Below are 22,541 nucleotides of genomic sequence, written 5' to 3' on the forward strand. Positions count from 1 at the left end.
GAGGTCGGATCGCTCTTCGCGATCCGGGTGAGGGGGTACAGGTCCATCAGTTAGCTGCAGTGCTCGCGGAGAAAGCCCCTCACCCTACCCCTCTCCCCGCAAGAGCGGGGCGAGGGAGCGCAGCGTTATCGCTCGAAATCCGAAAGCTAAATCACCAATTCCCGCAGCACCCTTCGGCAATCCATCTCATATTCCAGATCAATCACCGGCGGCCGGGCAAAATGCCAGGTCAAACCCGAACGTGCGGCGCCGCGGCGAACCAATGCGTCGGCAAAGACGTGGTGGAAATCGTGGATGGTGTAGGTCTGCACCGCGGTCGCGTCTTTCCAGCCGAACCCGAACTCTCCCATGCGCCGCTCTATCACGTCGGCGACGTAGCGGACCTTGTCCGCAATGCCCTCGGAGCTGACATCGCGGTAGCGCACCGTGCGCTCCGCATAGCTCGCGTTGCCTTCCTGCGACTCGCCGCTGCCGGCGATGACAAAGCTCGCCGCCGTGCTCTGGCTCGGCCGCGTGAACGAAAAAGCGTAGAACGACGGCTCGGCCGGCGGGTCGATCTCCGGGCAGACATTGCTGCGCGCCACCGGATTGGTCGTGCCGTCATAGACGCCCCACTCCGCCAGCGTCTCGACGTAGCGCAGGTTGAAATTGCGAAAACCATCGTCGGTGAACGCCGCCGGCGATCGCAGTTCGCAGGCGCAGAACGAGGTCAACGGCCGGCCCGCTGACTGAATAAATTTAGCGACCCGCGCAAATCCTTCGGCCAGCGGCAGCGGCCTGTCGAAGCGCACGCGCTCGATTTCGTAGCCGGGATTGGCGGCCACGCCGCCGGAATACTGGAACACGGCCGGAATGAAGCGGTAGTTGCCGGCGGAAAAATTGTTCGTCATGTGGCCTCCCTGCTTTTCTCTGCTTCCTAGCATGAAGAGCCGGCGGCGTCGCCTCACGCCGAAACGAAAAGCGGCGGCAACGAATCCGTTGCCGCCGCTTTCGATTTTTCCAGGCTGGTGAAGATCAGGTCGGCTTCAATGCCTTGTTGCCGAGATCGAAATCGGCGATCTCCTTCGTTCGCTGCGAGTCGGCTTTGGCCTGGTGGTCCGTGGCGAGCCAGACATAGACCGCCGGCAGCACGAACAGCGTGAACAGCGTGCCGATCGACATGCCTGCGACCACGACGAGACCGATCGAGAAGCGGCTGGCGGCGCCCGCGCCGGTTGCCGTCAATAGCGGGATCAGGCCGGTGACCATCGCCGCCGTCGTCATCAGAATCGGACGCAGCCGGATGCGGGCCGCCATCTCGATGGCCGAACGCTTGTCGAGACCCTCCTTGAGCTGCAGTTCGTTGGCAAACTCGACCATCAGAATGCCGTGCTTGGTGATCAGGCCGACCAGCGTCAGCAACCCGACCTGGGTGTAGATATTGATGGTCGCCGCGCCAAAGAACAGCGGAATCAGCGCACCGACGATCGCCATGGGAACGCTGATCATGATCACCAGCGGATCGCGCAGGCTTTCGAACTGTGCCGCCAGCACCAGGAAGATGATGATCAGCGCGAAACCAAAGGTGATCGCGAGCTGATTGCCTTCCTGAACATATTGCCGGGAGTCGGCCAGGTAATCGTGACCAAAGCCGGACGGCAGCTTCTTCGCTTCGCCCTCCAGGAATTCCACCGCCTGCCCGACCGTCACACCCGGCATCGGCACCGCCGAGAAGGTCGCGGAGTTGAGCTGGTTGTAATGCGTCAGCGAGTTCGGGTCGGTGGCGGTTTCGATCGAAACGATGGTCGACAGCGGCACCAACTGCCCGGTGTTGGTCGGCACGTAGTAGCCGCCGAGCGATTCCGGTGACAGCCGCTTGTCACGCGGCACCTGTGGGATCACCTGGTATGAGCGACCCTCCAGGTTGAAGCGGTTGACGTAATTGCCGCCCAACAGCGTCTGCAGCGTGCTGCCGACTTGCGCCATGTTGATGCCGAGGTCGCTCGCCTTGGAGCGGTCGATCGAGACGCGAACCACCGGCTGATTGAATTCGAGGTCGCTGTCGGAGACGATGAACAGGCCGCTCTTGCGCGCGGCATCCTTCAGCTTCGCCATCTGGTCATAGACGGCCTGGAAGCCGGCGGTCGAATTGATCACCATCTGGATCGGCAGGCCACCCGGCCCGCCCGGGAGCGGCGGCAGGTTGAATGCGAACGCCTGGACGCCTTCGATCTTGCTGATCTCCGCCTGCACCAGCGGCTTCAGCTTGATCGAGGATCGCTCGCGCTCGTCCCAGGGCTTGAGCAGCATGCCGGCGATGCCGCCCTGCGGCCCATTGATGCCGTTCAGGACGAAACGCAGGTCGGTCTCCGGAAACTTGGCAAAGGCCTTGTCGAGCTTGTCGCCGTAGAAGTCGACATAGTCGATGTTGGCGTATTTTGGCGCTTTGGTCACCGAGAACACGATGCCCTGGTCCTCTTCGGGCGCGAGTTCCTTCGACGTGTTCATGTAGAGGAAGCCGACGAGGCCCAGGATCGTCAACGCGAACAATCCGGTGATCGGACGATAGTCGAGCGAGCGGTCGAGCTGGCGGCCGTACCAGCGGGTCATCGAGCCGAATACCCTGTTGACCAGCCTGGCGAACCGCCCGTCGTCCGCGCTCCTGAGCAGCACCGAGCACATCATCGGCGACAGCGTCAACGCAATCACGCCCGACACGATCACCGAGCCCGCCAGCGTGAAGGCAAATTCGCGGAACAGCGAACCGGTCAGGCCGCCGAGGAAGCCGATCGGAGCATACACGGCAGCAAGCGTGATCGTCATCGAGATGACCGGACCGACGATTTCCCGCGCGCCCTGCAGCGACGCCTGCACCGGCGTTTTTCCTTCCTCCAGATGGCGGTGGATGTTCTCCACCACCACGATGGCGTCGTCGACCACGAGCCCGATCGCCAACACCATCGCCAGCAGTGTCAGCAGGTTAAAGCTGAAGCCCATGATCAGCATCAGGCTGCAGACGCCGATCAGCGACAGCGGAATCGTAACCACCGGGATGATGACGGAACGGAACGAAGCCAGGAACAGGAAGATCACGACGACGACGATCAGCACCGCCTCGATCAGCGTGTTCTTCACCTCGTCGATCGACGACTGAATGAACTTGGTGGAATCGTACGCCACCTTCATCTTCATCGACGGCGGCAGATTACGTTCAATCTCCGGCATCAACGCGCGCACGCCCTTGACCAGCGTCAGCGGGTTGCCTTGCGGGGTCGCCTGTACGCCGATGAAGATCGCGCGCTCGCCGCTGAACGCAACGCTTGCGTCCGAGCTTTGCGCCGCAAGCTCAACGGTTGCGATATCCTCGATCCGCACGAAGCCGCCGTCCTTGGACTTGACGATCATCTTCTTGAACTGCTCGAGGTTCCGCAGGTCCGTGTTGGTCTGGACGTTCGAGACGATGAAGTAGCCCTTGGACTGACCGGCCGCGGCCTGGAAGTTGTTGGCCGCGATGGCCTGCGAGACATCGGTCGGCGACACGCCGCGGCCCGCCATCCGCACCGGATCGAGCCACAGCCGCATCGCAAATGTCTGGCCACCGAGGATGTCGGCCGACGCCACACCGTCGACCGTCGACAGCACCGGCTGCACCACGCGCGTCAGGTAATCCGAGATCGCCGAGCCGGAGAGCTCATCGCTGGAGAAACCGAGATACATCACGGCCGTGGTCTGGCCGGTGGTCTTCGTCACGATCGGATCGTTCGATTCCTTCGGAATCAAATATCGGACCGAGTTCACCTTGGCGAGAACTTCGGTCAGCGCCTGGTTCGGATCGAAATTCAGCTTGATGTAGACCTGAATCGTGCTGGTGCCCTGCACCGACGAAGACGTGATGTAGTCGACGCCCTCGGCGGAAGCGACCGCCTGCTCGATCGGCGTCGTGATGAAGCCTTGAATCAGGTTAGCCGACGCGCCCGGATATGAGGTGGTGATGTTGACCACCGTGTTCGAGAGCTTCGGATATTGCCGGATCGGCAATACGCTGGCCGCGCGTAGACCGATCAGGAGGATCAGCAGGCTGACGACGACCGAAAGAACCGGACGCCTGATGAAAATATCGGTTAAAGCCATCGTAAAATCATCCCGCTGAGTTCAGCATTTCCGGGGCGCGGTCGAGCCATAAGACCGCTACCCATCTTTCGCAGCGGCTCCTCAGGGGAGCCGCATCATGTATCAGTATCGCGGCGGCTTTGCCGGAATCGGTGGCACCGGATCATTCGAAATCGTCACGGCCGATCCGGACTGCAGCTTGAGCTGTCCCACCGCAACGACGCGGTCTCCTTCCTTCAAGCCTTTCAGGATCTCGGCGCGGCCCTCAACGCGCTTGCCAGTCTGCACAAAGGTGCGCGTCGCGATCAGGCTGGTCTTGCCGTCCTCTTCCTTCTTCTCGCTCAGGAGGTAGACCGAGTCTCCGTAGAGCGTGTAGTCGACCGCGGTTTCGGGCACGGTGACGACCGGCGGCTTATCTGGCAGCACGACGGTGGTGGTCACGAACATGCCGGGCTTGAGGATCTTGTCCGGGTTCTGGATCGTCGCCTGCACGCGAATGTTGCGCGTGTCCGCCGCGATCTGCGGCTCGATGGTGGTGATCTTGCCCTCGAAGGTGCGGCCCGGATAAGCGTCGACCGCGATCCGGACAATCTGGCCGACCTTGAGCTGGCCGGAGTCCTTCTCCGTCACGGTGAAGTTCGCATACAGCATTGACAGATCGGTCAGCGAGACGATCTGGGTGCCTGCGGTCAAATATTGTCCGACCTCGACCTTTCGAACGCCCAGTTCGCCATCGAACGGCGCGCGCACCAGCTTCTGCGAGATGATCGCCTCGGTCTTGGCAATGCCGGCGCTGGCCTGATCGAACACAGCTTGGGCGTTGTCCACCGTCGCCTGTGGTCCGACCTGACGCTCGGCCAGTTGCTTGGCGCGATCCAGCGATATCTGCGCCACACGCTGCTGCGCCTTGTAGTTGGCGAGATCTCCTTGCTCGGGACCGTCGAACAACTGGACCAGCGGGGTGCCCTCTTTGACGCTGGCGCCCGCCTTGAACATGATATCCGTGATGCGGCCGTTGACGTCGGAGGTCACGTTGACCTGGTGCACGGCGGCGAGGTCGCCGACTGCGGTCAGCAGATTTGGAATCGTTTCGGACGTCGCCGTGGCGATGTTGACGCTGGTCGGCGGCGGCTTCATGGTCGCGAAGAACTGCGCGATCATCTTGCCGCGGAAGTAGTTGAACCAGACCAGACCGCCAACCAGCAAGGCCAGCAGCGTTCCAACGATGATGAACCACCGCACCATGCGGACCGGCCGCTTGTGCGGCTTTTCGGTTATCGGCCTGCCCGATATTTTGTGTTCGGTCACGATATTCATGTCATGCACTTTCTGCAGTTACCGATTGTCCCGAAGTCGGTGACAGCTCGCCGTCCAGATGAGAAGCAATTGCGGCTTCGGTAAGTCCGATCCCGCGCAGGATGAATTGACATAACTGCCGCTCGAGATCGGCGGCGTTGCCGTAGGAAAGACAAGGCACGGCCGGAAGCCGCGTCAGCGCCGCCATCAGCACGGTGTGGTGCGCGAACCAGAACAGGTTGAGCGGATCGCTGCCGATCCGCGTCGCATCGCCGGCCGCGACAGCGCTTTCGATCGACGCAGTGAAAACCTGCCCGATCAGGCCGGCGATCTTGTCGTAGAGCAGACGCGCGAACTCGCCGTCATCGAGATGGCTGGTCATCATCAGCCGCAGCCGCTGCGCTTCTTCCTGATCCGACCCGTTGGACACCTCCATGAAGTGGCCAACCATGCTCTTGACCAATTCAACCAGTGTGGCAGTTGAAGGCTCCTGGCCGAGCAGGTGCGCAAAATCCGGATCGGCCTCGCACTCTTCAGCAAGGATCTCGGCATAGAGCGCGGCCTTGGAGGGGAAGTGCTTGAACAGCAGCCCCTCCGAAATGGCTGCGGCCGCCGCCACGCTCTTGGTCGTGGTGCCGGCAAAGCCGTTACGGGCAAAACACCGCTTGGCGGCGCTCAAGATCAATTGCCGCCGCAGGTCACTGGTCATGCGCAGGGTAGACATGGGCGCGTGAGTAATCACTCACCTTGACGAAGTCAAGGATCTATTGCAGTGCACTTGGCGAATTCTGTCGCAGGATGGCGTCGAGGACACAGCTTCATCGCCTTGTTTGTGCAGCACTTCCTATCGGATCCCGTCCTCACGCTTTCGGTTCATGCCCGATTACTCGCAACCTTGGCGCGCCCGTGGAACGTCGAGCCGGAAAGTGCGCTGCAGCTTGACGGCCTTGGAGCCGCATCTAAGATAGTTGCAGTTGCGACTAATTCGATGGTCGCTACCTGCCCGTCCCCAAGAGATGGCGAGCCATGAATTTGGATGCGCGCGAACTGGCGGCCACATTCGACCTCGAAAAGCTGACGCCGGAATTCTATGCCAACCCCTATCCGACCTATCGCGCGCTACGCGAACGCGAACCAGTCAAGCGACTGCCGAACGGTTCGTATTTCCTGACCCGCTATGACGACCTGGTGGCGGCCTACAAAAACACGAAGGCCTTCTCTTCGGACAAGAAAAGGGAGTTCTCGCCCAAATACGGCGATTCCCTGCTCTACGAGCACCACACCACGAGTCTTGTCTTCAACGATCCACCCGCCCACACCCGTGTCCGGCGGCTGATCATGGGCGCGCTCTCGCCGCGCGCAATCGCCGGCATGGAGCCTGATCTGATCCGGCTGGTCGACCGCCTGCTCGACGTCATGGCAGCCAAGGGCAAGGTCGACCTGATCGACGATTTTGCTGCCGCCATCCCGATTGAAGTGATCGGCAATCTGCTCGACGTCCCCCAGGACGAGCGCGAGCCGCTACGCGACTGGTCGCTGGCCATCCTCGGGGCGCTGGAGCCCGTGATCGGCCCGGACACGTTTGCCCGCGGCAACAAGGCGGTAAAGGATTTCCTCGCCTATCTGGAAGTGCTGGTGGCACGGCGCCGGGCCAGACCCGGCAACCCCGACCGCGACGTACTGACACGGCTGATTCAGGGCGAAGAGAATGGCGAGCGATTGACCGAAAAGGAACTCCTGCACAACTGCATATTCCTGCTCAATGCCGGCCACGAGACCACCACCAACCTGATCGGCAACGGGCTGGTGGCCTTGTTGAACCACGCAGGCGAGAAACAGCGCTTGATCGAAGATCCCGCGCTGATCAAGACCGCGGTCGAGGAAGTGCTGCGGTTCGAAAGCTCCAACCAGCTCGGCAACCGCATGATCGTCGAACCGTTCGAACTCGGCGGCATCGCAATGCCGCCGGGGACACCGGTCACGCTATGCATCGGCGCCGCGAACCGCGATCCCGCGCAGTTCGCCGATCCCGAACGTTTCGATATCGGTCGCACGCCGAATCGGCATCTGGCCTTCGGCACTGGCGCACATCAATGCGCCGGCATGGCGCTGGCGCGCCTCGAGGGCGCGATCGCGATCTCGCGCTTCCTCGCGCGCTTTCCGGATTACGCGCTCGATGGCGAGCCTGTCCGCGGCGGCCGCGTGCGCTTCCGTGGCTATCTGAGCGTGCCTTGCAGGGTCAGCTAGGCTGCGAACGAACTATACCGCCCTGCGTCGCAAAATCGCAGTACAGGTCATAGCCTGCCACGAACGATTTCTGCGCTTGCGCGTTGATCCTTCCGGGCGACGAAGCATGAGGGAGTTGAGATCATGCTCTCGCGTAGCGCGCGCATCGCAGCATTTTTTGTTGGCGTCTCCGCAATCGCGGTGAGCACCGGATCCTCCGCCCAGCATGGACGGGGCCATGGTCCGGCTGGGGCGGCTGCGCCAGTTGCCCGGCCAGCGGCATCTCCTCCCGCAATGGCCCGCCCGGCGGCGCCACCAGCAATGGCCCGTCCAGCAGCGCCTCCTGCCATGGCGCGACCAGCGGCGCCTTCGGCCATGGCGCGACAAGCGCCGTCGTTCCATGCAGCTCCGCACCGTCCGGCAATGGCTCCGCACGCGCCGCCGCCGCGTATCGCCGTACCGTCGCGACCACCCTCACCGCGCGTTGCGACGCCGCGACCCGAGATTCATCGCGCCGCGCCACCGCAGCGACCGGCCATCACGAGGCATCCGGAGCCGCGCATCGCCGCGCCATCGCGGCCGGGCCCATCTCCCGTTGCGAGCGAGCGAGCGTCGCGAAAGGAACAGATCGAAACGCGTGCTCAGCAGCGTGAGCAGCGCATCCAGGAGCGGCAGCAGGTCGTGCAGCAGCGCCAGCGCGATATGCTGGCGCGCCAGAACACGGAGCGGCAGGGCCGCATCGATAGATTGCAGCAGCGCGTGCAGCAATTGCAGGCGCAAAAGCCGGAAGGTCTCCGGGCGCAGCGCGCGCAGCAAAGGTTGCTGCAGACGCAGAGCCGCCTGCTCCAGCGCGAGCAGCGCATCCACGAACGTGATCTCACCCGCCTGCAGCGGCTGGGACCGCAGCCCTCGGCTGACCGATCCGCCGCTGCCGCCGCCGTGCAGGCCGCGGCCCGCGGACGGTTTTCCGCGCACTTCCGCAGCGATGATGCCCTGCAAGCCCGCGCGGCGCTTACCGCCCGGGAGAACCGCTGGGCTCCGCGCCACGCCTGGCGGCATGGCCACCGGGCCGCGTTCGTGGCCTGGCTTGGCCCGGTGTTCTGGCCCTACGCCTATTCCGACATCTTCCACTACACTTTCTGGCCTTATGCCTACGACCCCGGCTATTGGGCCTACGCCTACGACGATTTCGTCGACACGGTATTTTGGGGCACCGACAGCCCGTATTCGGCTTATGCCAGGTATCCAGAACCTGGAGTGGCCGCTGCCGATCTCCGGGCCGGCAGGCGCGCAAGCGTGAGCCAGCAGACGCTCCGGCAAGTGTGCCGAGAGCCGGATGAGGGTGTGACCGCGTGGCCGATTGCGTCGATCGCGCGCGCCGTGCAGCCGACGCCCGAGCAGCGCGCCCTGCTCGATGAGCTGAAGGCCGCCGCGGCAAAGGCGGCCGATGTCTTCAAGGACTCCTGTGCCGATTCATATCCGATGACGCCGCCCGGCCGCTTGCGGGCAATGACGAATCGCATTCGCGCAACTCTCGAGGCTGTGACGATCGTACGGCCGGCACTTGAGCAGTTCTATAATTCGCTGAACGACGAGCAGAAGGCGCGCTTCAACGCGCTCGGTCCGAACGTCGGCGACCGCTCGCAACAGCCGCCACAGCAGGAAGTAAATGCACAAGCCGAGCGCTGCGGCGATCCGAAGTCCAGCCTGACCCAACTGCCGATCGAACGGATCGAGGCTGTTGTACGGCCGGCGGGTGGGCAAAAAGAGGCGCTCGACCACTTGAGCGACGTGACCAAGAAGGCGGTTGCAGGACTACAGGCTGCTTGCCCGGACGACGTGCCGCTTACGCCGATCGGGCGGCTGGACGCGATGGAAAAGCGGCTCAGGGTCATGCTCGAGGCAGCCGATTGGGTGCAGGAGGCATTGGACGCCTTCTATGCCACGCTGAGCAGCGAACAGAAGGCGCGCTTCAATACGCTGCCGCAGGTGGCTGGCCAGTGACCTAGACCCAATCCTTTCTGATGAGGATCGAATGAGGCAATGGTACTTTGTCGCGCTATTCGCCCGGCCATCGTCCGGCCGGCGAGACGCATGCATGCTGCACCGTAACCGGATGCTCCTGATAAGCGCATTGAGCGGAATGGCGTGCGTGCTTTCATCGCCGTCCGCGCTGCCTCAGGCGTCGCAGGGCGCGCAGGACGTCTCGGGGCAACAGGCGTTCAATAATTCCTGCCGAACGTGCCACATGGTGAGAGAAGGCGACAATCGGCTGGGCCCCAACCTGCACAAGGTCGTTGGGCGGAAAGCCGGATCGCTGCCGGACTACGCATTTTCCAGCGCCATGAAGGAAGCCGGCTTCGTCTGGGACGAGGAGAAGCTCGATCGCTTCATTGCCAACCCCGACGAGGTCGTGCCCGGCAACAACATGAAGCCGTATGGCGGCCTCTCCTCGAGCGAGGACAGAAAAAAGATCATCGCCTTCCTTGCTCAACCAAGATAACCCGGCAAGCCCGGACGTTTTCGAAAAACAGACGTCCGGCTACTGCACTGTGCGCGCCAATAGATCCGGCTGTCGAAATCGCTCGGCGGTTGCTCGATCAACTTACGCAGTTCGCGCCTGACCTGCTCGTGCGTAAGTAACGTAGGATGTAAAAGTCATGCCGCCCCAACAGATGTTGGGGAAGGTCTACCATTTCGGTTCGGTAGGGCCCAGGCGGAACCGGGCGGCTGTCTCGTACCAGCCAGCGGGAGATCTAGTTCCCGGCGGTGTTGAAGCGGGACAGATCGCAATCCCGTTCGGCATATTTCACGCGTCGCAGGCCCTCACGATCTTCGACCACGGTCGGCCGGCAACGTTCCCTCCAGGCAACTTGAGCGGCTTCGTCGGCCTTCAGGTCTTCGGCGGTGCGAGGCGCAATCTTCACAACGCCGCCGCCGCCGACGTAGAAATTGGTTTGTTGGCTGGGAAGCGGCGGCGCGCCCGAGGCAATGGCCGCGGCCTTGGCCTCGGCTGCAGCCTTCGCAGCGCGGGCGGCGTCCGCGGCGTGGCCGTGATCCATCGCAAATTGCGCGGAAGCGGACGATACCGAAGCGAAGACAATCGAGATTGCGATGAAGACGCGCATTGACCCTGCCTCTTGAAATGAATGCTGTGTGTCAGCAATGACCGACAAGCATTGAGGCGTCGTAAAGCTGTGTGACTAACCGGGGCGCAATTTGGTCGATAAAGATTTAATGGTCTGTCGTTGGCCGCCAGGCGTCATCGGCCCTGAAGGGGCGGGACCGCTCCTTACCGACTGCAAGGAGCGGAAACTAGCGGTTACTCGCTGCGGCCGAATTCGCAGCCCTTGCGGGCATAGACTAGGCGGACGACGCCCTCCTCGTCATAGGTGCGCCGCGGCTTGCAGAACGCTTCCCACTTTTCGATGCTGGCGCGCCTTGCCCGTTCGTCTTCCTGCTCCTGCTGCGCGTTGCGCACCGGATCGTCCAGATAGGATGTCGTGCACACCCTGCCGTAGAACTTGCTGTAGGTGCAGCGTTCCACGACCTGCCAGGCTTGCGCCGTTGTCGACAGCAGGGCCAGCGTCGCAATTGCTAAAAGGGTTTTCATGGTGTCGCTCATCGCTCGCGGAGAACTTTCTCCATGCGGCGTAGCTAGCGCCGGAGTTCTCACGGGCGCAACGGTAACCCTTTGTTAATCTAAATAGCCGCGCAAAAGGTTACATCTGGAACCGCGCGCCGTCGGTTCGCGCGACACTATCACAACTAGAAGCTGTTTCGGTTCACATTTGAGACAACACCGTCCGCCATTGAGACAGCGGGTAAGCGACTTCGCTCGACGGCTGTCAGATCGCCGTGCGATGCCGCGCGATACAGGTCCGCAAAACCTCGTCCATCGGCTTTGCCCACCAGTCGTTGGAGAAGATTTCAATCTCCGAATAGCCGGCGAAGCCCTGTGCCTCGACCGCCGCTCGCGCCGATTTGATGTCGATGACGCCGTCGCCCATCATGCCGCGGTCGTTGAGGATGTCTTTTGTCGGCACCAGCCAGTCGCAGACGTGAAACGCGAGCAGGCGATCTTTTCCGGCGCGCGCGATCTGCGACATCAATTCCGGATCCCACCAGATGTGATAGACGTCGAGCGCGACACCGAGTGCGCCGCTGCGCTGCGGATCGAGCTGGTCGCAAATATCCAGCGCCTGCTTGGTCGTGTTCACGCAGGCTCGATCCGCCGCATAGGCTGGATGCAGCGGCTCGATCGCAAGCGGCATGTCGGCCGCGCTCGCATATTCCAGCATCTCCGCGATGGCGTCGTGAACCTGTGCGCGTGCCGCCACGATGTCCTTCGAGGCTGCGCTTCCGGGCCGCGAATATTGCGGCAGGCCGCCCACGACCAGCACGATGCACGGGGCGCCGAGCGCCTTCGCCTCATCGACGGCGCGGCGATTGTCGTCGCGCGCCTCGATGCGATGCGCCGCGTCTGCCGTGAACATGCCGCCGCGGCAGTAGCCGGACAGTTCAAGCCCGGCGTCGCGGACGGCGCGGACCGCGCGGTCGAGGCCGACGGTCGCGACCTGATCGCGCCAGGGATCGATGGCGCGGATGCCGTGTCGCGCGCAGGCTTCGATGATGGCGACGAGATCGCCCTGCTTGCGGACGGTTGCCGTATTCAGCGACAGCCAGCGATGATCGGAAGAAAAATCGCGCATCAGGGCTCGATGCCACGCGTTGCCAGCACATTCTTCATGCGCCGTGTCGCCAATTCGGGATTGGAGAGCAGCCCGCATTTGTCGGCAAGCCGGAACAGTTCTGCCAGATGCAGCGTCGAGCGCGTGCTCTCCTGGCCGCCGACCATGGTGAAATGATCCTGATGGCCGTTGAGATAGGCCATGAACACGATGCCGGTCTTGTAGAACCGCGTCGGCGCGCGGAAGATGTGGCGCGACAGCGGCACCGTCGGCCCCAGCACGTCGTGGAAGCCGGCCTCGTCGCCGGCCGCGAGCCGCGACAGCGCGTAGGACGCTGCCGGCGCGATGGCATCGAAAATCCCGAGCAGCGCGTGCGAAAAGCCCTGTTCGTCGCCCGCAATCAGTTCGGCATAATTGAAATCGTCGCCGGTATACATCTTGACACTCGTGTCGAGGCGACGGCGCATGTCGATCTCGCGCTGCTTGTCAAGCAGTGAGACCTTGACGCCATCGACCTTGGCCGCGTTGGCGTTGATGATCGCGACCGCCGTATCCATCGCCTCGTCGAGATCGGCCGTGCCCCAATAGCCCGCCAGCGCCGGATCGAACATGTCGCCGAGCCAGTGGATGATCACGGGTTCGCGCACCTGCGACAGCACGCGATTATAGACCTTCGCATAGTCGTCAGCGCTGCGGCCGAGTCTTGCCAGCGCGCGCGAGGCCATCAGGATGATCCGGCCGCCGGCTTTCTCGACCGCCGCGATCTGCTCCTCGTAGGCGCGGATGACATCGTCGATCGACTTTGCATCCTCGACGGCGAGATGATCAGTGCCGGCGCCGGAAAACATCAGCGCGCTGCCCCTCGCCTTCGCTGCCTTCACCGAGCGCTGGATCAGTTCCAGCGAGGTTGGCCAGTCCAGCCCCATGCCGCGCTGCGCGGTGTCCATCGCTTCCGCGACCCCGAGGCCGAGGCCCCAGATATGCTCGCGGAACGCAATGGTGCGGTCCCAGTCGATCGCGGCGCTAAGCCAGGGATCATTATCGGCCAGCGGATCCGCCACCACATGGGCGGCCGAGAAGGCGACGCGGTTCAGCGTGCCTTCGAGTTTCGCCGGAAACGTCCGCGACGCCGCGAGGCGATAGGTCTCGATCGAACGGTCCGCCGTCGGCAATTTCAAGGATAGTGACGACATCTGCAGGACGGGCTTGTTCATGATTGGGCCTCCTCACACCTCGATCGGGGCGACGTCGATCCAGCGCCGCTCGCGCCAGCTCTGCAGCGCGCATTCGGCAAGCTGCACGCCCTTGGCGCCCTCGAGCAGCGTGAACTTGTAGGGTGCGTCCTCGCAGACATGGCGGATGAACATTTCCCACTGCTCCTTGAAGCCGTTATCATAGACGACGTTGTCAGGAACCTTCTGCCAGTCGGCGTAGAAATCATGGGTGCGCTTTTCGTCCGGATTCCACACCGGCCGCGGCGTCGCCTGGCGAGCCTGGATCACGCAATCGGTCAGGCCGGCGACGGCCGAACCGTGCGTGCCGTCGACCTGGAAGGTGACGAGATCGTCGCGATAGACCCGCGTCACCCAGCTCATGTTGATATGCGCGATCACGCCGCCCTTGAGGCGGAACGTGGCATAGGCGGAATCATCGGCGGTCGCGGTGTACTTCTTGCCCTTCTCGTCGAATCGCTCGGGAATATCGGTCGTGCCGAGGCAGGAGATGCTCTCGACCTCGCCGAAGAGATTGTCGAGCACATAGCGCCAGTGGCAGACCATGTCGAGGATGATGCCGCCGCCGTCCTCGCTGCGATAATTCCACGACGGCCGTTGTGCCTCCTGCCAGCCGCCGTCGAACACCCAATAGCCGAACTCGCCGCGCACCGAGAGCATGCGGCCGAAGAAGCCGGAGTCGCGCAGGAAGGCGAGCTTCTTCAACCCCGGCAGGAACAGCTTGTCCTGCACCGTGCCGTGCTTGACACCTTTTTTCTTGGCGAGCTTCAGCACCGTGATCGCTTCTTCGAGCTTGGTCGCGATCGGCTTCTCGCAATAGACGTGCTTGCCGGCCTCGATCGCCTTGGTCAGCAAGGTGGGGCGCGCCTGCGTGGTGGCTGCGTCGAAGAAAATCGTATCGTCCTTCGCAGCCAATGCCTTGTCGAGGTCGGTCGACCATCGCTCCACATTGAAGCGCTTGGCGAGCCGCTCCACCTTCTCCGCATCGCGGCCGATCAGGATCGGGTCAGGCAGCATGCGGTCGCCATTCGACAGCAGCACGCCGCCCTGGTCGCGGATCGCGATGATGGAGCGGATCAAATGCTGGTTGAGTCCCATCCGGCCGGTCACGCCGTTCATGATCAGGCCGAGGCGTTTGGTCGTCATACTGCTTTCTCCAGGGGAATTGCTGCGGGCTGATCGAGCGGCGACATCGCGGACCAATCCGGATGCGCGGCCGTGGCGAAGCCCGGTGTCGTCAGCGATCCCGTCAGGAGATCGCCGTCATGGATCGCGAGCCGGATTTTTCCGCCATCGCGCATGTAGAGATCGGGGTGCGCAGACAGGAACGCCTCCGCTTCAGCGGCCGGCGTGTCGCCAAAGCCATCGACATAGTGGTGGCCGTTGCGCTCGGCATGGGTGACGCCGATCAGTGCGCCGAGCGCGAGATCCTGCTGCACGGCAAGGCCCGCCTGGCAGGTCAGGTCCTCACCGGTAATGAAGCACTGTTCTCCGGCCGCGCTCCATTTGGCCGCGCGGGTCGCGTTGATTAGCGACTTGTAGATACCCTTGCAGGATTTCGAGGAGATGCCGCGATAGCCCAGCGCCCGCGCCACCGGAAAGGCGTCATAGGAATCGTCGGCCTCATCGACGATGAAGTCGCGCCGCGCCAGCGCGCCGAGCGGCGATTGACGCGTGATGTCACGCGGCATCGGCTGCTCGATATAGAGGAGCTTTTGCGCGATCGGCCGCAGCGCCGAATCGCGATCGAGGCGCTCGACCAACGTACCCAGGGCGGCAAGGTCAGCATATTGCTCGTTGGCGTCCAGCGTGACGCGGTAATCATGGGGTAGCGAAGCAAGCTCGCGTCCAATTCGGATCAGACGATCCGCGTCGTGTGCAGGATCACCGTTGAGCTTGAGCTTGAAGTAGCGCGCGCCGGCATTTTCCTTGCCATCGGCAGCGCCGCCCTCGCCTTCGATCTTGTCGTCCATGCCGACCGTGTGCCGGATCGCGACGCGCTCCAGCCGCGTGCGGCTAGCGAGAAACTGCGTCACATCATTGTCGCCGAGATCCCGCGAAAGCCGCGCATCGACGCCGGCGATATTGGCCGCCATGCCATCGAAGAAGTTGGCGCCGGTGGCGCGCAGGAGCGCGTCCAGTACGGCCTTATCGATTTCAGCCGGGCCATACGCTGCGGCGAGCGGCGGAATATCTTCTCTGGCGCAGGCTTCGGTCTGTGCACCGATGCAGGCGGCGTGCAGGCCGAAGGCTGTCTCAAAGGCGGTATGCGCCAGATAGATGTCCCGCGCGATCATCAGCGAGCGCCGCAATTCGGTTACGGTCTCTTCCGGCGAGAGATGCGGCCGCTTGTCGAACCATTTTGGCACCAGAAACTCGGCACTGGCGCCAACCGCGCTGCCCTTGCCTTCAACCTCGATCTCGACGCGCACGAAGGCCTGCGGCGTCGCGTTAATGACGACCGCGCCGAACCGGAATGGCCGGGCAAAGACGACCGGGCGTTCAAAAAAGGAGATGTCTCGTATGGCCAAGCGCATCGGTGCCTATTCCCCCTCGCCCCGCTCTTGCGGGGAGAGGGTCGGGGTGAGGGGCTCTCTCCACGCAGCCGGACCCGCGGATAGCCCCCTCACCCGAAATTCGCGCTTCGCGCAAATTTCGACCTCTCCCCGCAGGCGGGGCCAGGTGATCGGCGAGTGCGCGGCACGAGCAAACATCTTTCAATCCAGCGCACTTTGTGTGAAAAAATGCTTGCGGATGCGCTGCACCAGTTCGGTGAAGGCCGGATCGGCCATCGCGTCCAGCGAGCGCGGGCGCGGCAGCGGCACGTCGTAGATCGCCGCGATCGCGCCGGGCCGCTCGGTCATGACCAGCACGCGATCGGCCAGGAATACGGCTTCCGGAATCGAATGCGTGATCAAGAGCACGGTCTTGCCGGTCTCGCGCTGGATCCGCATCAGTTCGACGTTCATCTTCTCCCGCGTCATGGCATCGAGGGCGCCGAACGGCTCGTCCATCAGCATGATCTTGGGGTCGTGCACCAGCGCCCGGCAGATCGAGGCGCGCTGCTGCATGCCGCCGGACAATTGCCAGGGCAGCTTCTTCTCAAAACCTTCGAGGCCGACCAGCTTCAACAGAGCCTTCGCCCGCGGCAGGTATTCGTCGCGCGGCAGCTTCTTCATGTCGATCGGCAACATCACGTTGGAAAGGATGTTGCGCCAGGGCAGCAGCAGCGCGTTCTGGAACACGATGCCGACATTGCCGTGCGGCTTCGTCACCGGCTCGCCCTCGACCAGGATTTCCCCGGTCGACGGCGCAAGCAACCCGGAGATCATCTTGAGCAGCGTGGACTTGCCGCAGCCGGACGGGCCGACCACGACGAAGAATTCGCCCTCGTTGATGTGAAAATCCAGCGGCCGCAGCGACGGCACGTCGCCATCGCGCGAGCGATAGGTCTTCGAGACGCCCGAGAGCGTGATCCCCGACGCCGCGCCGCCGGCGCGATCGGAGACCAGGCGCAGATGCGCCGCCGGTTGGTCGAACTCGGCTTGTTTGGTCGCAGGATTCATTCAGCTCATTCCGTTGTCGAGATGCCCGTCATCACGGGATGGTCCGAAGGACCAGACCCGGAATCTCGAGATTCTCAGGTGCGCAATTGCGCACCGGAGTTCGATGCTGCGCATTGCCAATGACGACTTGTATTCACGAACCGCCCTGCGGCAGGTAGTCGTGGGTGTAGAACGCTTTCGGATTGTCCTTGGCCTTGGCATCCAGCCCGCCATATTCGACCATCAGATTGACCGTATCAGTCATGTTCTGGTCGGTGACCTGGAACGGCCGCTTGTTCTTGGTCTCCGCGGTGCGGTAGAGCGGGATCGTCAGCTCAAAGCCCTGCGTCAGCGTTTCGATCTTCCCGCCCTTCGGGTTGGCGTCGAGGATCGACTGCGCGGCGCCCTTCGGATCCTTCTCCGCGGCTTCGACCGCTTTCGTCGTTGCCGACATAAAGCGCTTGACGAGATCGGAATTGGCCTTGACGAAGTCGGTGTTGGCGACGATGCCCGAGCAGACCATGTTGATGCCGTAGTCGGCGAACTTGATCGCGTTGACGTCCTTGCCGGTGGCGTCCTTGATCTTCATCGACTGGTCCATGACATAGCCGAGCAGGAGATCGGCCTGGCCGTTGATGACGGCGTTCAGCTTGGTCTGACCGTCGCCCGCGACCGTCTGGAAGTCGCTTTCCTTCAGGCCGGTCTTCTTCAAAAACAGCGGCCAGATCTGGGTCATCGAGTCGGCCGGCGTGATCGCCACCGTCTTGCCTTTGATATCTTCAGGCTTCTTGATGTTCTTTTCGACAAAGCCCATCGCCGACATCGGGCTGGTCTGCAGCAGCACGCCGGTGGCGACGATCGGGGCGCCCTTCACCGCCGCGCGCATCATGGTGGGCACATCGACATAGCCGAAATTCGCGGTCTTGGCCGCCACCGCTTGCGTGGTCGCCGCCGAGCCGCGGCCTTCCTGGATTTCGAGGTCGATGCCTTCGGCGGCATAGATGCCCCTGGCCTTGCCGTAATAGAACGGCGCGTGCTCGCCATAGACGTACCAGTTCAGCATCAGCACCACCTTGTCGGCGGCCGATGCCGGAAGCACCGAAAGTGCGGTGCAGATCAAAGCGGCCGAAATCGCCGCAGTCACTCGTATCATGGTTATCCTCCCTTTGATGGTGACGCGGCCCTTGCGCGGGCCGCTTGTTGGTTTGGTTTAGGAAGCAAAAATGATGTCGTCACGCTGGCTGACATGCCAGGGGATCACCAGGCGCTCGATGCGATCGACGACCCAGAACAGGACGACGCCGAGCAGCGCGAGGATTACCAGCGCAGCGAACATCGTCGGCAGGTCGAACGTTCCGATCGAGCGCTGCATCACATAGCCGATGCCGGAATTGGAGCCGACGAATTCGCCGACCACCGCGCCGACGACAGCGAGCGTGACCGAAACTTTCAGGCCGGAAAAGATCGCCGGCATCGCATGCGGCAGATTGACCGCGCGAAACACCTGGAAGCGGCTGCCCTGCATCGCGCGGGCGAGATCGACCATGTCGGGGTCGACCGACTTGAAGCCCTGAACCGCCGACACCACCACCGGGAAAAATCCGAGCAGGAACGCCGAGATCACTTTTGGAATGATGCCGAAGCCGAACCACACCACGAACAGCGGCGCGATCGCGATCTTCGGCACCGACTGGGAGAACACCAGCAGCGGATAGACATAGCTCTCGACCGTCTTCGATCCCGCGATCAGCATGGCGACGGGAATGCCGAACACCGCCGACAGCAGGAAGCCGCAGATGGTGGCGTAGGTGGTGGGCCAAGCCTGCCGCATCAGTTCCGGCCACTCGGTCCGCAACACCGCCACGACATCGCCGGGCGCCGGGATCTGATAGGCCGGAATCCGGAACAAGCGGATGGTGAGGTCCCAGGCCACCACGATGAAGAGCAGGAACAAAAACGGCCGCACCCATGCAGCATTCAGCGCTCTTGCCACGCCACTCTCGCGCTTTGCCTCGGCCACGCTCCGCTCCCTGATGATCGTCTTATGATGGGAAATTAACCCGTTGGATAAATACTGGCAAGCGGGTTTTCGTGCGCTATTTTGTCGTTCCTGCGCACGCAGGAACCCCTAAACCACGAACGTTAATTGTCGAAGCAAGATCAACGACTACCCTCAAGTCGAAAGGCCGCGGCGTATGGGTTGCAGCTTTCGCAGGAACGACGGCTTACATCGGCTGATGCGCCGGCGGCCGCATGCCCTGCCCTACGGTCTTGCCGAAATCCGCAGTCGATTTGCCGGTCAGCGCCGCGAGCACCAGTGCCACCATATGCGCCAGCCGCTCATCCCTTGCCTCCTTCTTCAGGAGGTCGCGGCCGAAGATCACCGAGAGGGTCGCGCTGTTGGAGAGGTAGAAGAAGCACAGCGCCGCGATCGAAATGTAGAGCTGGACCGGGTCGACCGCGACGCGGAAGTCGCCGCTTTGGACACCCCGCGTCACCACCGTGCGGATCATCTCGACGAATGGCGAATGCATCGATTTGACCTTGGTCGAGCGCTTCAGATGGCGCGCCTTAGCGAGGTTTTCGGTATTGAGCAGCGCCAAAAATTCCGGGTTGCGGAGGAAATAGTTCCAGGTGAAATCGATCAGCCGCTCGATCGCTTCCGGCGGATCGAGATGCTCGAGATCGAGTTCGCGCTCCTCGGAACGGATCTTCTCATAGGCGCCTTCCAGAACCGCGAGGTAGAGGTCTTCCTTGTTGCCGACATGGTAGTACAGCATGCGCTTGTTGGCGCCGGCACTCGCCGCAATGCGATCGACGCGCGCGCCGGCCAGACCGTGGGCGGCGAATTCCTGCTTGGCGGCCTCGAGAATGCGAAGCCGCATCCCCTCCGGGTCACGCTGCCATTTCTGAACGCGTTTTGCCTTTGCCAAATCAATCGCTCGGTGGACGCATAGAGCCAAGCTGTAGCATGCGCCGAAAGTTTTGAGAATGAAGGTTGTTCACCCTGCCTTGGAGGGGGAGGGTCGTATCGCATCGCGCGGAGCAAGATGCGATACGGGGGTGGGGTGACAGTCTCTCCACAGAGGAGTGGTGCGAGCGGAGAGATCATCCCACCCCGCCTCACATTTCGCTGCCCTCAACGTGAGTCGACCCTCCCCCTCTAGGGGAGGGTAGCCTCACACGTCCTTCCCCGCGGACGGCTGCACCAGCAGGGTCGGCACGCCGCAGGTGCCGCCGCGCACCGTCATGACCCGCGTTCCCGGCTTACGGCCGGTGCGGATTTCCGAGACATCGACGCCGGATTTAACCAGCCGCGCATGGGTGACGTCGATGTCGGCGACGCGCCAGCACAGGCCGTACAGCCGGTCCTGCGACGTATCCGTCTCCCTGCCCGGCCGGTGCGTCACCTCGACAATGAGGTCACCGCAGCGGAAGAACATCAGCCGGCCCCAATCGGGATGCGAGCGATCCAGCGCCATGTCGAGGCCGAGCCGCGCGCCATAGAGGGCGGCGGCGCGTTCGGGGTCCGAGGTCGAGACCACGACATGGTCCATCGCCGTGATCGAGCCGGGAGTCGTCCGCACCGACAGCGGCCGCTCCTTGTCGCGTTCGAGGAAGAACAGGCGGACACCGCGGGTGGCCTCGCTGGCCGCGCGGGTCCGCTTCCATGACAGCACGGCGCCTGAAGCTGCGTCGCGGCTTTCGACCTCGGCGATCGCCTCCGGCTTCAGCGTCAGCCGGTCGAGCCTGCGATGCATTTTGGCGATATCGCTGGTTCGAAAGCAGATGCTTGCGAGCCCCTCGCCCTGCGCAGCCAGAACGCTGCGAATGCGATCGGCATTGGCGCCGTCGCCACTCGGGGTTATCAACTCCAGTGTGGTGTTGTCGAGCGTGAACAGCACGCGCTGCGCGCCGTCGCCGCTGTTCTGCCAGGCCGGCGCGCGAGCAAACAAGGTCTGGTAGGCCGCGGAGGCTGCGTTGATATCGCCCGTGAGAACGACGACATGATCGAGGCCGATAATCACGGAAACAGTCCCCGCACATTCTTGGCGGCGCGAACCTTCTCGACGCCGATCGCCATCGCCGCGGTGCGGTGTGGAATCTTGTCCGCCTTCGCGCGCTGCAGCATGGCGTCGAAGGCGCGATCGAGGATCGCATATTCGCGCCGCGTCACTTCCTCTTCCTCCCAGAACAATTGCTGCAGGTCCTGCACCCATTCGAAATAGCTGACCACGACGCCGCCGGAATTGCAGAGAATGTCCGGAATCAGGAACACTTCGCCCTGACGCTTTTCCAGCACCAGATCGGCTTCCGGTGTGGTCGGGCCGTTGGCGCCCTCGGCCAGGACGCGGCACTTCAGATTTTCAGCGACCTTCGCGTCGATCACCCGCTCCATCGCCGCTGGCACCAGGACATCGCAGGGCAGTGTAAGAAGCTGATCGGGATCGAAAGCGAGTTCGCTGGAGAAGCCGGCGATGCTGCCACGCGTGGCCGCGTGCCGCATCAGGGCGGGAATATCAAGCCCGGCCGGGTCATGCAGCGCGCCGGTATGATCGCTGACGGCGATGATCTTCAGCCCATATTGCTGCAATTCCAGCGCCGCGTAGGAGCCGACATTGCCAAAGCCCTGGATCACGGCGGTCGCGCCGGCCGGGTTGATCGACAGTTCCTTCAGCACGCGCCTGGCGAGATAGGCGACGCCGCGGCCCGTCGCCTCGCGCCTGCCGAGCGTGCCGCCTGACGATACCGGCTTGCCGGTGACGATCTCGGTCACGGTTTGGCCCTGATACATCGAATAGGTGTCCATGAACCAGGCCATCACCTGCTCATTGGTGCCCATGTCCGGCGCCATGACGTCGGTGTGCGGACCGACAAAGGGAATCATCTCCTGCATGTAGCGGCGCGACAGCCCTTCCAACTCACGCTTGGAGATCGTGGAGAGATCAACGTTGACGCCGCCCTTGGCGCCGCCATAGGGCAAGCCGACAAGGGCGCATTTCCAGCTCATCCAGATCGCGAGCGCCGCGACCTCGCCGATGTCGACGGAGGGTGCAAACCGCGTGCCGCCCTTGGTCGGACCGAGGGTGAGATGATGCTGGACACGGTAGCCTTCGAATACCGCGACCGTACCGTCGTCGCGGTGGATCGGACAAGAGACAGTAACCGCGCGCTTCGGCATCAGGATGCGGTCGCGCTCGTCCATCGGGATTTCCAGATGGTTGGCGATCACGCCAAATTGGTTAACCGCCATGTCGAACACGGGACCGGAATAAACGGTCATCATCCCTCCACTTTTGTCGCGCCGCCGGGAAACCCGGGCCGCCGTCAGCCGTTATACGGCAGTATGCCTAGGGTCCCTAAGGACGGTCGTATTCTCCTCATACTCCCATCTCAAGCTGCAAAGACGGCACGGTTGCGAATAATTTCAGCGAATGCATCCGATAACCGGTGCTAATGTG

Annotated in this window: 20 protein-coding genes; 3 read left to right on the top strand and 17 right to left on the bottom strand. The window is 62.8% G+C overall.

Translation table 11 applies throughout. The features are described from left to right. Positions 1-146: 146 nt before the first annotated feature. From cnbZ to HCN50_RS02475, 4 genes are all read right to left on the bottom strand, one after another. Positions 147-890 carry a 2-amino-5-chloromuconate deaminase CnbZ gene (cnbZ, locus tag HCN50_RS02460; RefSeq protein ID WP_171708012.1) on the bottom strand — a complete coding sequence of 248 codons (744 nt, stop codon included), beginning with the start codon at positions 888-890 and terminating at the stop codon, positions 147-149. 124 nt (positions 891-1,014) lie between these two features. Beyond that, a complete protein-coding gene (locus HCN50_RS02465) occupies positions 1,015-4,110 on the bottom strand; it encodes a MexW/MexI family multidrug efflux RND transporter permease subunit (RefSeq protein WP_171708013.1) in 3,096 nt (1,031 codons plus the stop codon). A gap of 102 nt (positions 4,111-4,212) precedes the next feature. After that, on the bottom strand, positions 4,213-5,406 hold the full coding sequence (locus HCN50_RS02470; RefSeq protein WP_171708014.1) for an efflux RND transporter periplasmic adaptor subunit: 1,194 nt from the start codon (positions 5,404-5,406) through the stop codon (positions 4,213-4,215). Between the two features lies 1 nt (position 5,407). After that, a complete protein-coding gene (locus HCN50_RS02475; protein WP_171708015.1) occupies positions 5,408-6,109 on the bottom strand; it encodes a TetR/AcrR family transcriptional regulator in 702 nt (233 codons plus the stop codon). Positions 6,110-6,411: 302 nt separating this feature from the next. Between HCN50_RS02475 and HCN50_RS02480 the strand changes: the two genes are divergently transcribed. Next, a complete protein-coding gene (locus HCN50_RS02480; protein WP_171708016.1) occupies positions 6,412-7,632 on the top strand; it encodes a cytochrome P450 in 1,221 nt (406 codons plus the stop codon). A gap of 453 nt (positions 7,633-8,085) precedes the next feature. Here HCN50_RS02480 and HCN50_RS33355 read toward each other — a convergent pair whose 3' ends face one another. Beyond that, complete coding sequence (locus HCN50_RS33355) at positions 8,086-8,610, bottom strand: hypothetical protein (RefSeq protein ID WP_235976703.1); 525 nt, start codon at positions 8,608-8,610, stop codon at positions 8,086-8,088. A 78-nt stretch (positions 8,611-8,688) separates the two neighbouring features. On the opposite strand from HCN50_RS33355, the gene HCN50_RS34415 reads away from it, so the two are divergent. Both HCN50_RS34415 and HCN50_RS02490 read left to right on the top strand, forming a co-directional pair. Continuing rightward, on the top strand, positions 8,689-9,615 hold the full coding sequence (locus HCN50_RS34415) for a Spy/CpxP family protein refolding chaperone (RefSeq protein WP_311966962.1): 927 nt from the start codon (positions 8,689-8,691) through the stop codon (positions 9,613-9,615). A gap of 139 nt (positions 9,616-9,754) precedes the next feature. Continuing rightward, a complete protein-coding gene (locus tag HCN50_RS02490; RefSeq protein ID WP_311966979.1) occupies positions 9,755-10,114 on the top strand; it encodes a c-type cytochrome in 360 nt (119 codons plus the stop codon). Positions 10,115-10,367: 253 nt separating this feature from the next. On the opposite strand, the gene HCN50_RS02495 is transcribed toward HCN50_RS02490, so the two are convergent. The 12 genes from HCN50_RS02495 to HCN50_RS33365 form a co-directional block, all read right to left on the bottom strand. Then, positions 10,368-10,739, bottom strand: coding sequence for a hypothetical protein (locus HCN50_RS02495; protein WP_171708018.1), 372 nt, complete (start codon positions 10,737-10,739; stop codon positions 10,368-10,370). Positions 10,740-10,933: 194 nt separating this feature from the next. Next, on the bottom strand, positions 10,934-11,224 hold the full coding sequence (locus HCN50_RS02500; RefSeq protein WP_171708019.1) for a hypothetical protein: 291 nt from the start codon (positions 11,222-11,224) through the stop codon (positions 10,934-10,936). Between the two features lie 235 nt (positions 11,225-11,459). Continuing rightward, entirely contained in the window at positions 11,460-12,323 is an 864-nt protein-coding gene (locus HCN50_RS02505; protein ID WP_171708020.1) for a sugar phosphate isomerase/epimerase family protein, read from the bottom strand. After that, a complete protein-coding gene (locus HCN50_RS02510) occupies positions 12,323-13,516 on the bottom strand; it encodes a dihydrodipicolinate synthase family protein (protein ID WP_171708021.1) in 1,194 nt (397 codons plus the stop codon). Before HCN50_RS02510 ends, HCN50_RS02505 begins: the two co-directional genes overlap by 1 nt. A 12-nt stretch (positions 13,517-13,528) precedes the next feature. Beyond that, positions 13,529-14,680, bottom strand: a complete 1,152-nt coding sequence (locus HCN50_RS02515) for a Gfo/Idh/MocA family protein (protein ID WP_171708022.1) — start codon at positions 14,678-14,680, stop codon at positions 13,529-13,531. Then, positions 14,677-16,071: a hypothetical protein gene (locus HCN50_RS02520; RefSeq protein ID WP_171708023.1), complete on the bottom strand. Its 1,395-nt coding sequence runs from the start codon at positions 16,069-16,071 to the stop codon at positions 14,677-14,679. The genes HCN50_RS02515 and HCN50_RS02520 overlap by 4 nt, the downstream gene beginning before the upstream one ends. A gap of 180 nt (positions 16,072-16,251) precedes the next feature. Continuing rightward, a complete protein-coding gene (locus HCN50_RS02525) occupies positions 16,252-17,100 on the bottom strand; it encodes an ABC transporter ATP-binding protein (protein WP_171708024.1) in 849 nt (282 codons plus the stop codon). Between the two features lie 133 nt (positions 17,101-17,233). Further along, entirely contained in the window at positions 17,234-18,232 is a 999-nt protein-coding gene (locus HCN50_RS02530) for an ABC transporter substrate-binding protein (RefSeq protein ID WP_171708025.1), read from the bottom strand. Between the two features lie 57 nt (positions 18,233-18,289). Next, positions 18,290-19,099 (bottom strand): ABC transporter permease, encoded by an 810-nt coding sequence (locus HCN50_RS02535; protein ID WP_171708026.1) that lies wholly within the window; start codon positions 19,097-19,099, stop codon positions 18,290-18,292. 205 nt (positions 19,100-19,304) lie between these two features. Further along, the gene (locus HCN50_RS02540; protein ID WP_376700243.1) at positions 19,305-19,964 is read right to left on the bottom strand and encodes a TetR family transcriptional regulator; all 660 of its coding nucleotides are present in this window, start codon (positions 19,962-19,964) and stop codon (positions 19,305-19,307) included. 294 nt (positions 19,965-20,258) lie between these two features. After that, positions 20,259-21,107, bottom strand: coding sequence for a VOC family protein (locus tag HCN50_RS02545; protein ID WP_171708028.1), 849 nt, complete (start codon positions 21,105-21,107; stop codon positions 20,259-20,261). Further along, positions 21,104-22,363, bottom strand: coding sequence for a Glu/Leu/Phe/Val family dehydrogenase (locus HCN50_RS33365; RefSeq protein ID WP_171708029.1), 1,260 nt, complete (start codon positions 22,361-22,363; stop codon positions 21,104-21,106). The genes HCN50_RS02545 and HCN50_RS33365 overlap by 4 nt, the downstream gene beginning before the upstream one ends. Positions 22,364-22,541 lie beyond the last annotated feature (178 nt).

Origin of the sequence: Bradyrhizobium archetypum (assembly GCF_013114835.1) — a bacterium.
Classification (GTDB): Bacteria; Pseudomonadota; Alphaproteobacteria; order Rhizobiales; family Xanthobacteraceae; genus Bradyrhizobium; species Bradyrhizobium archetypum.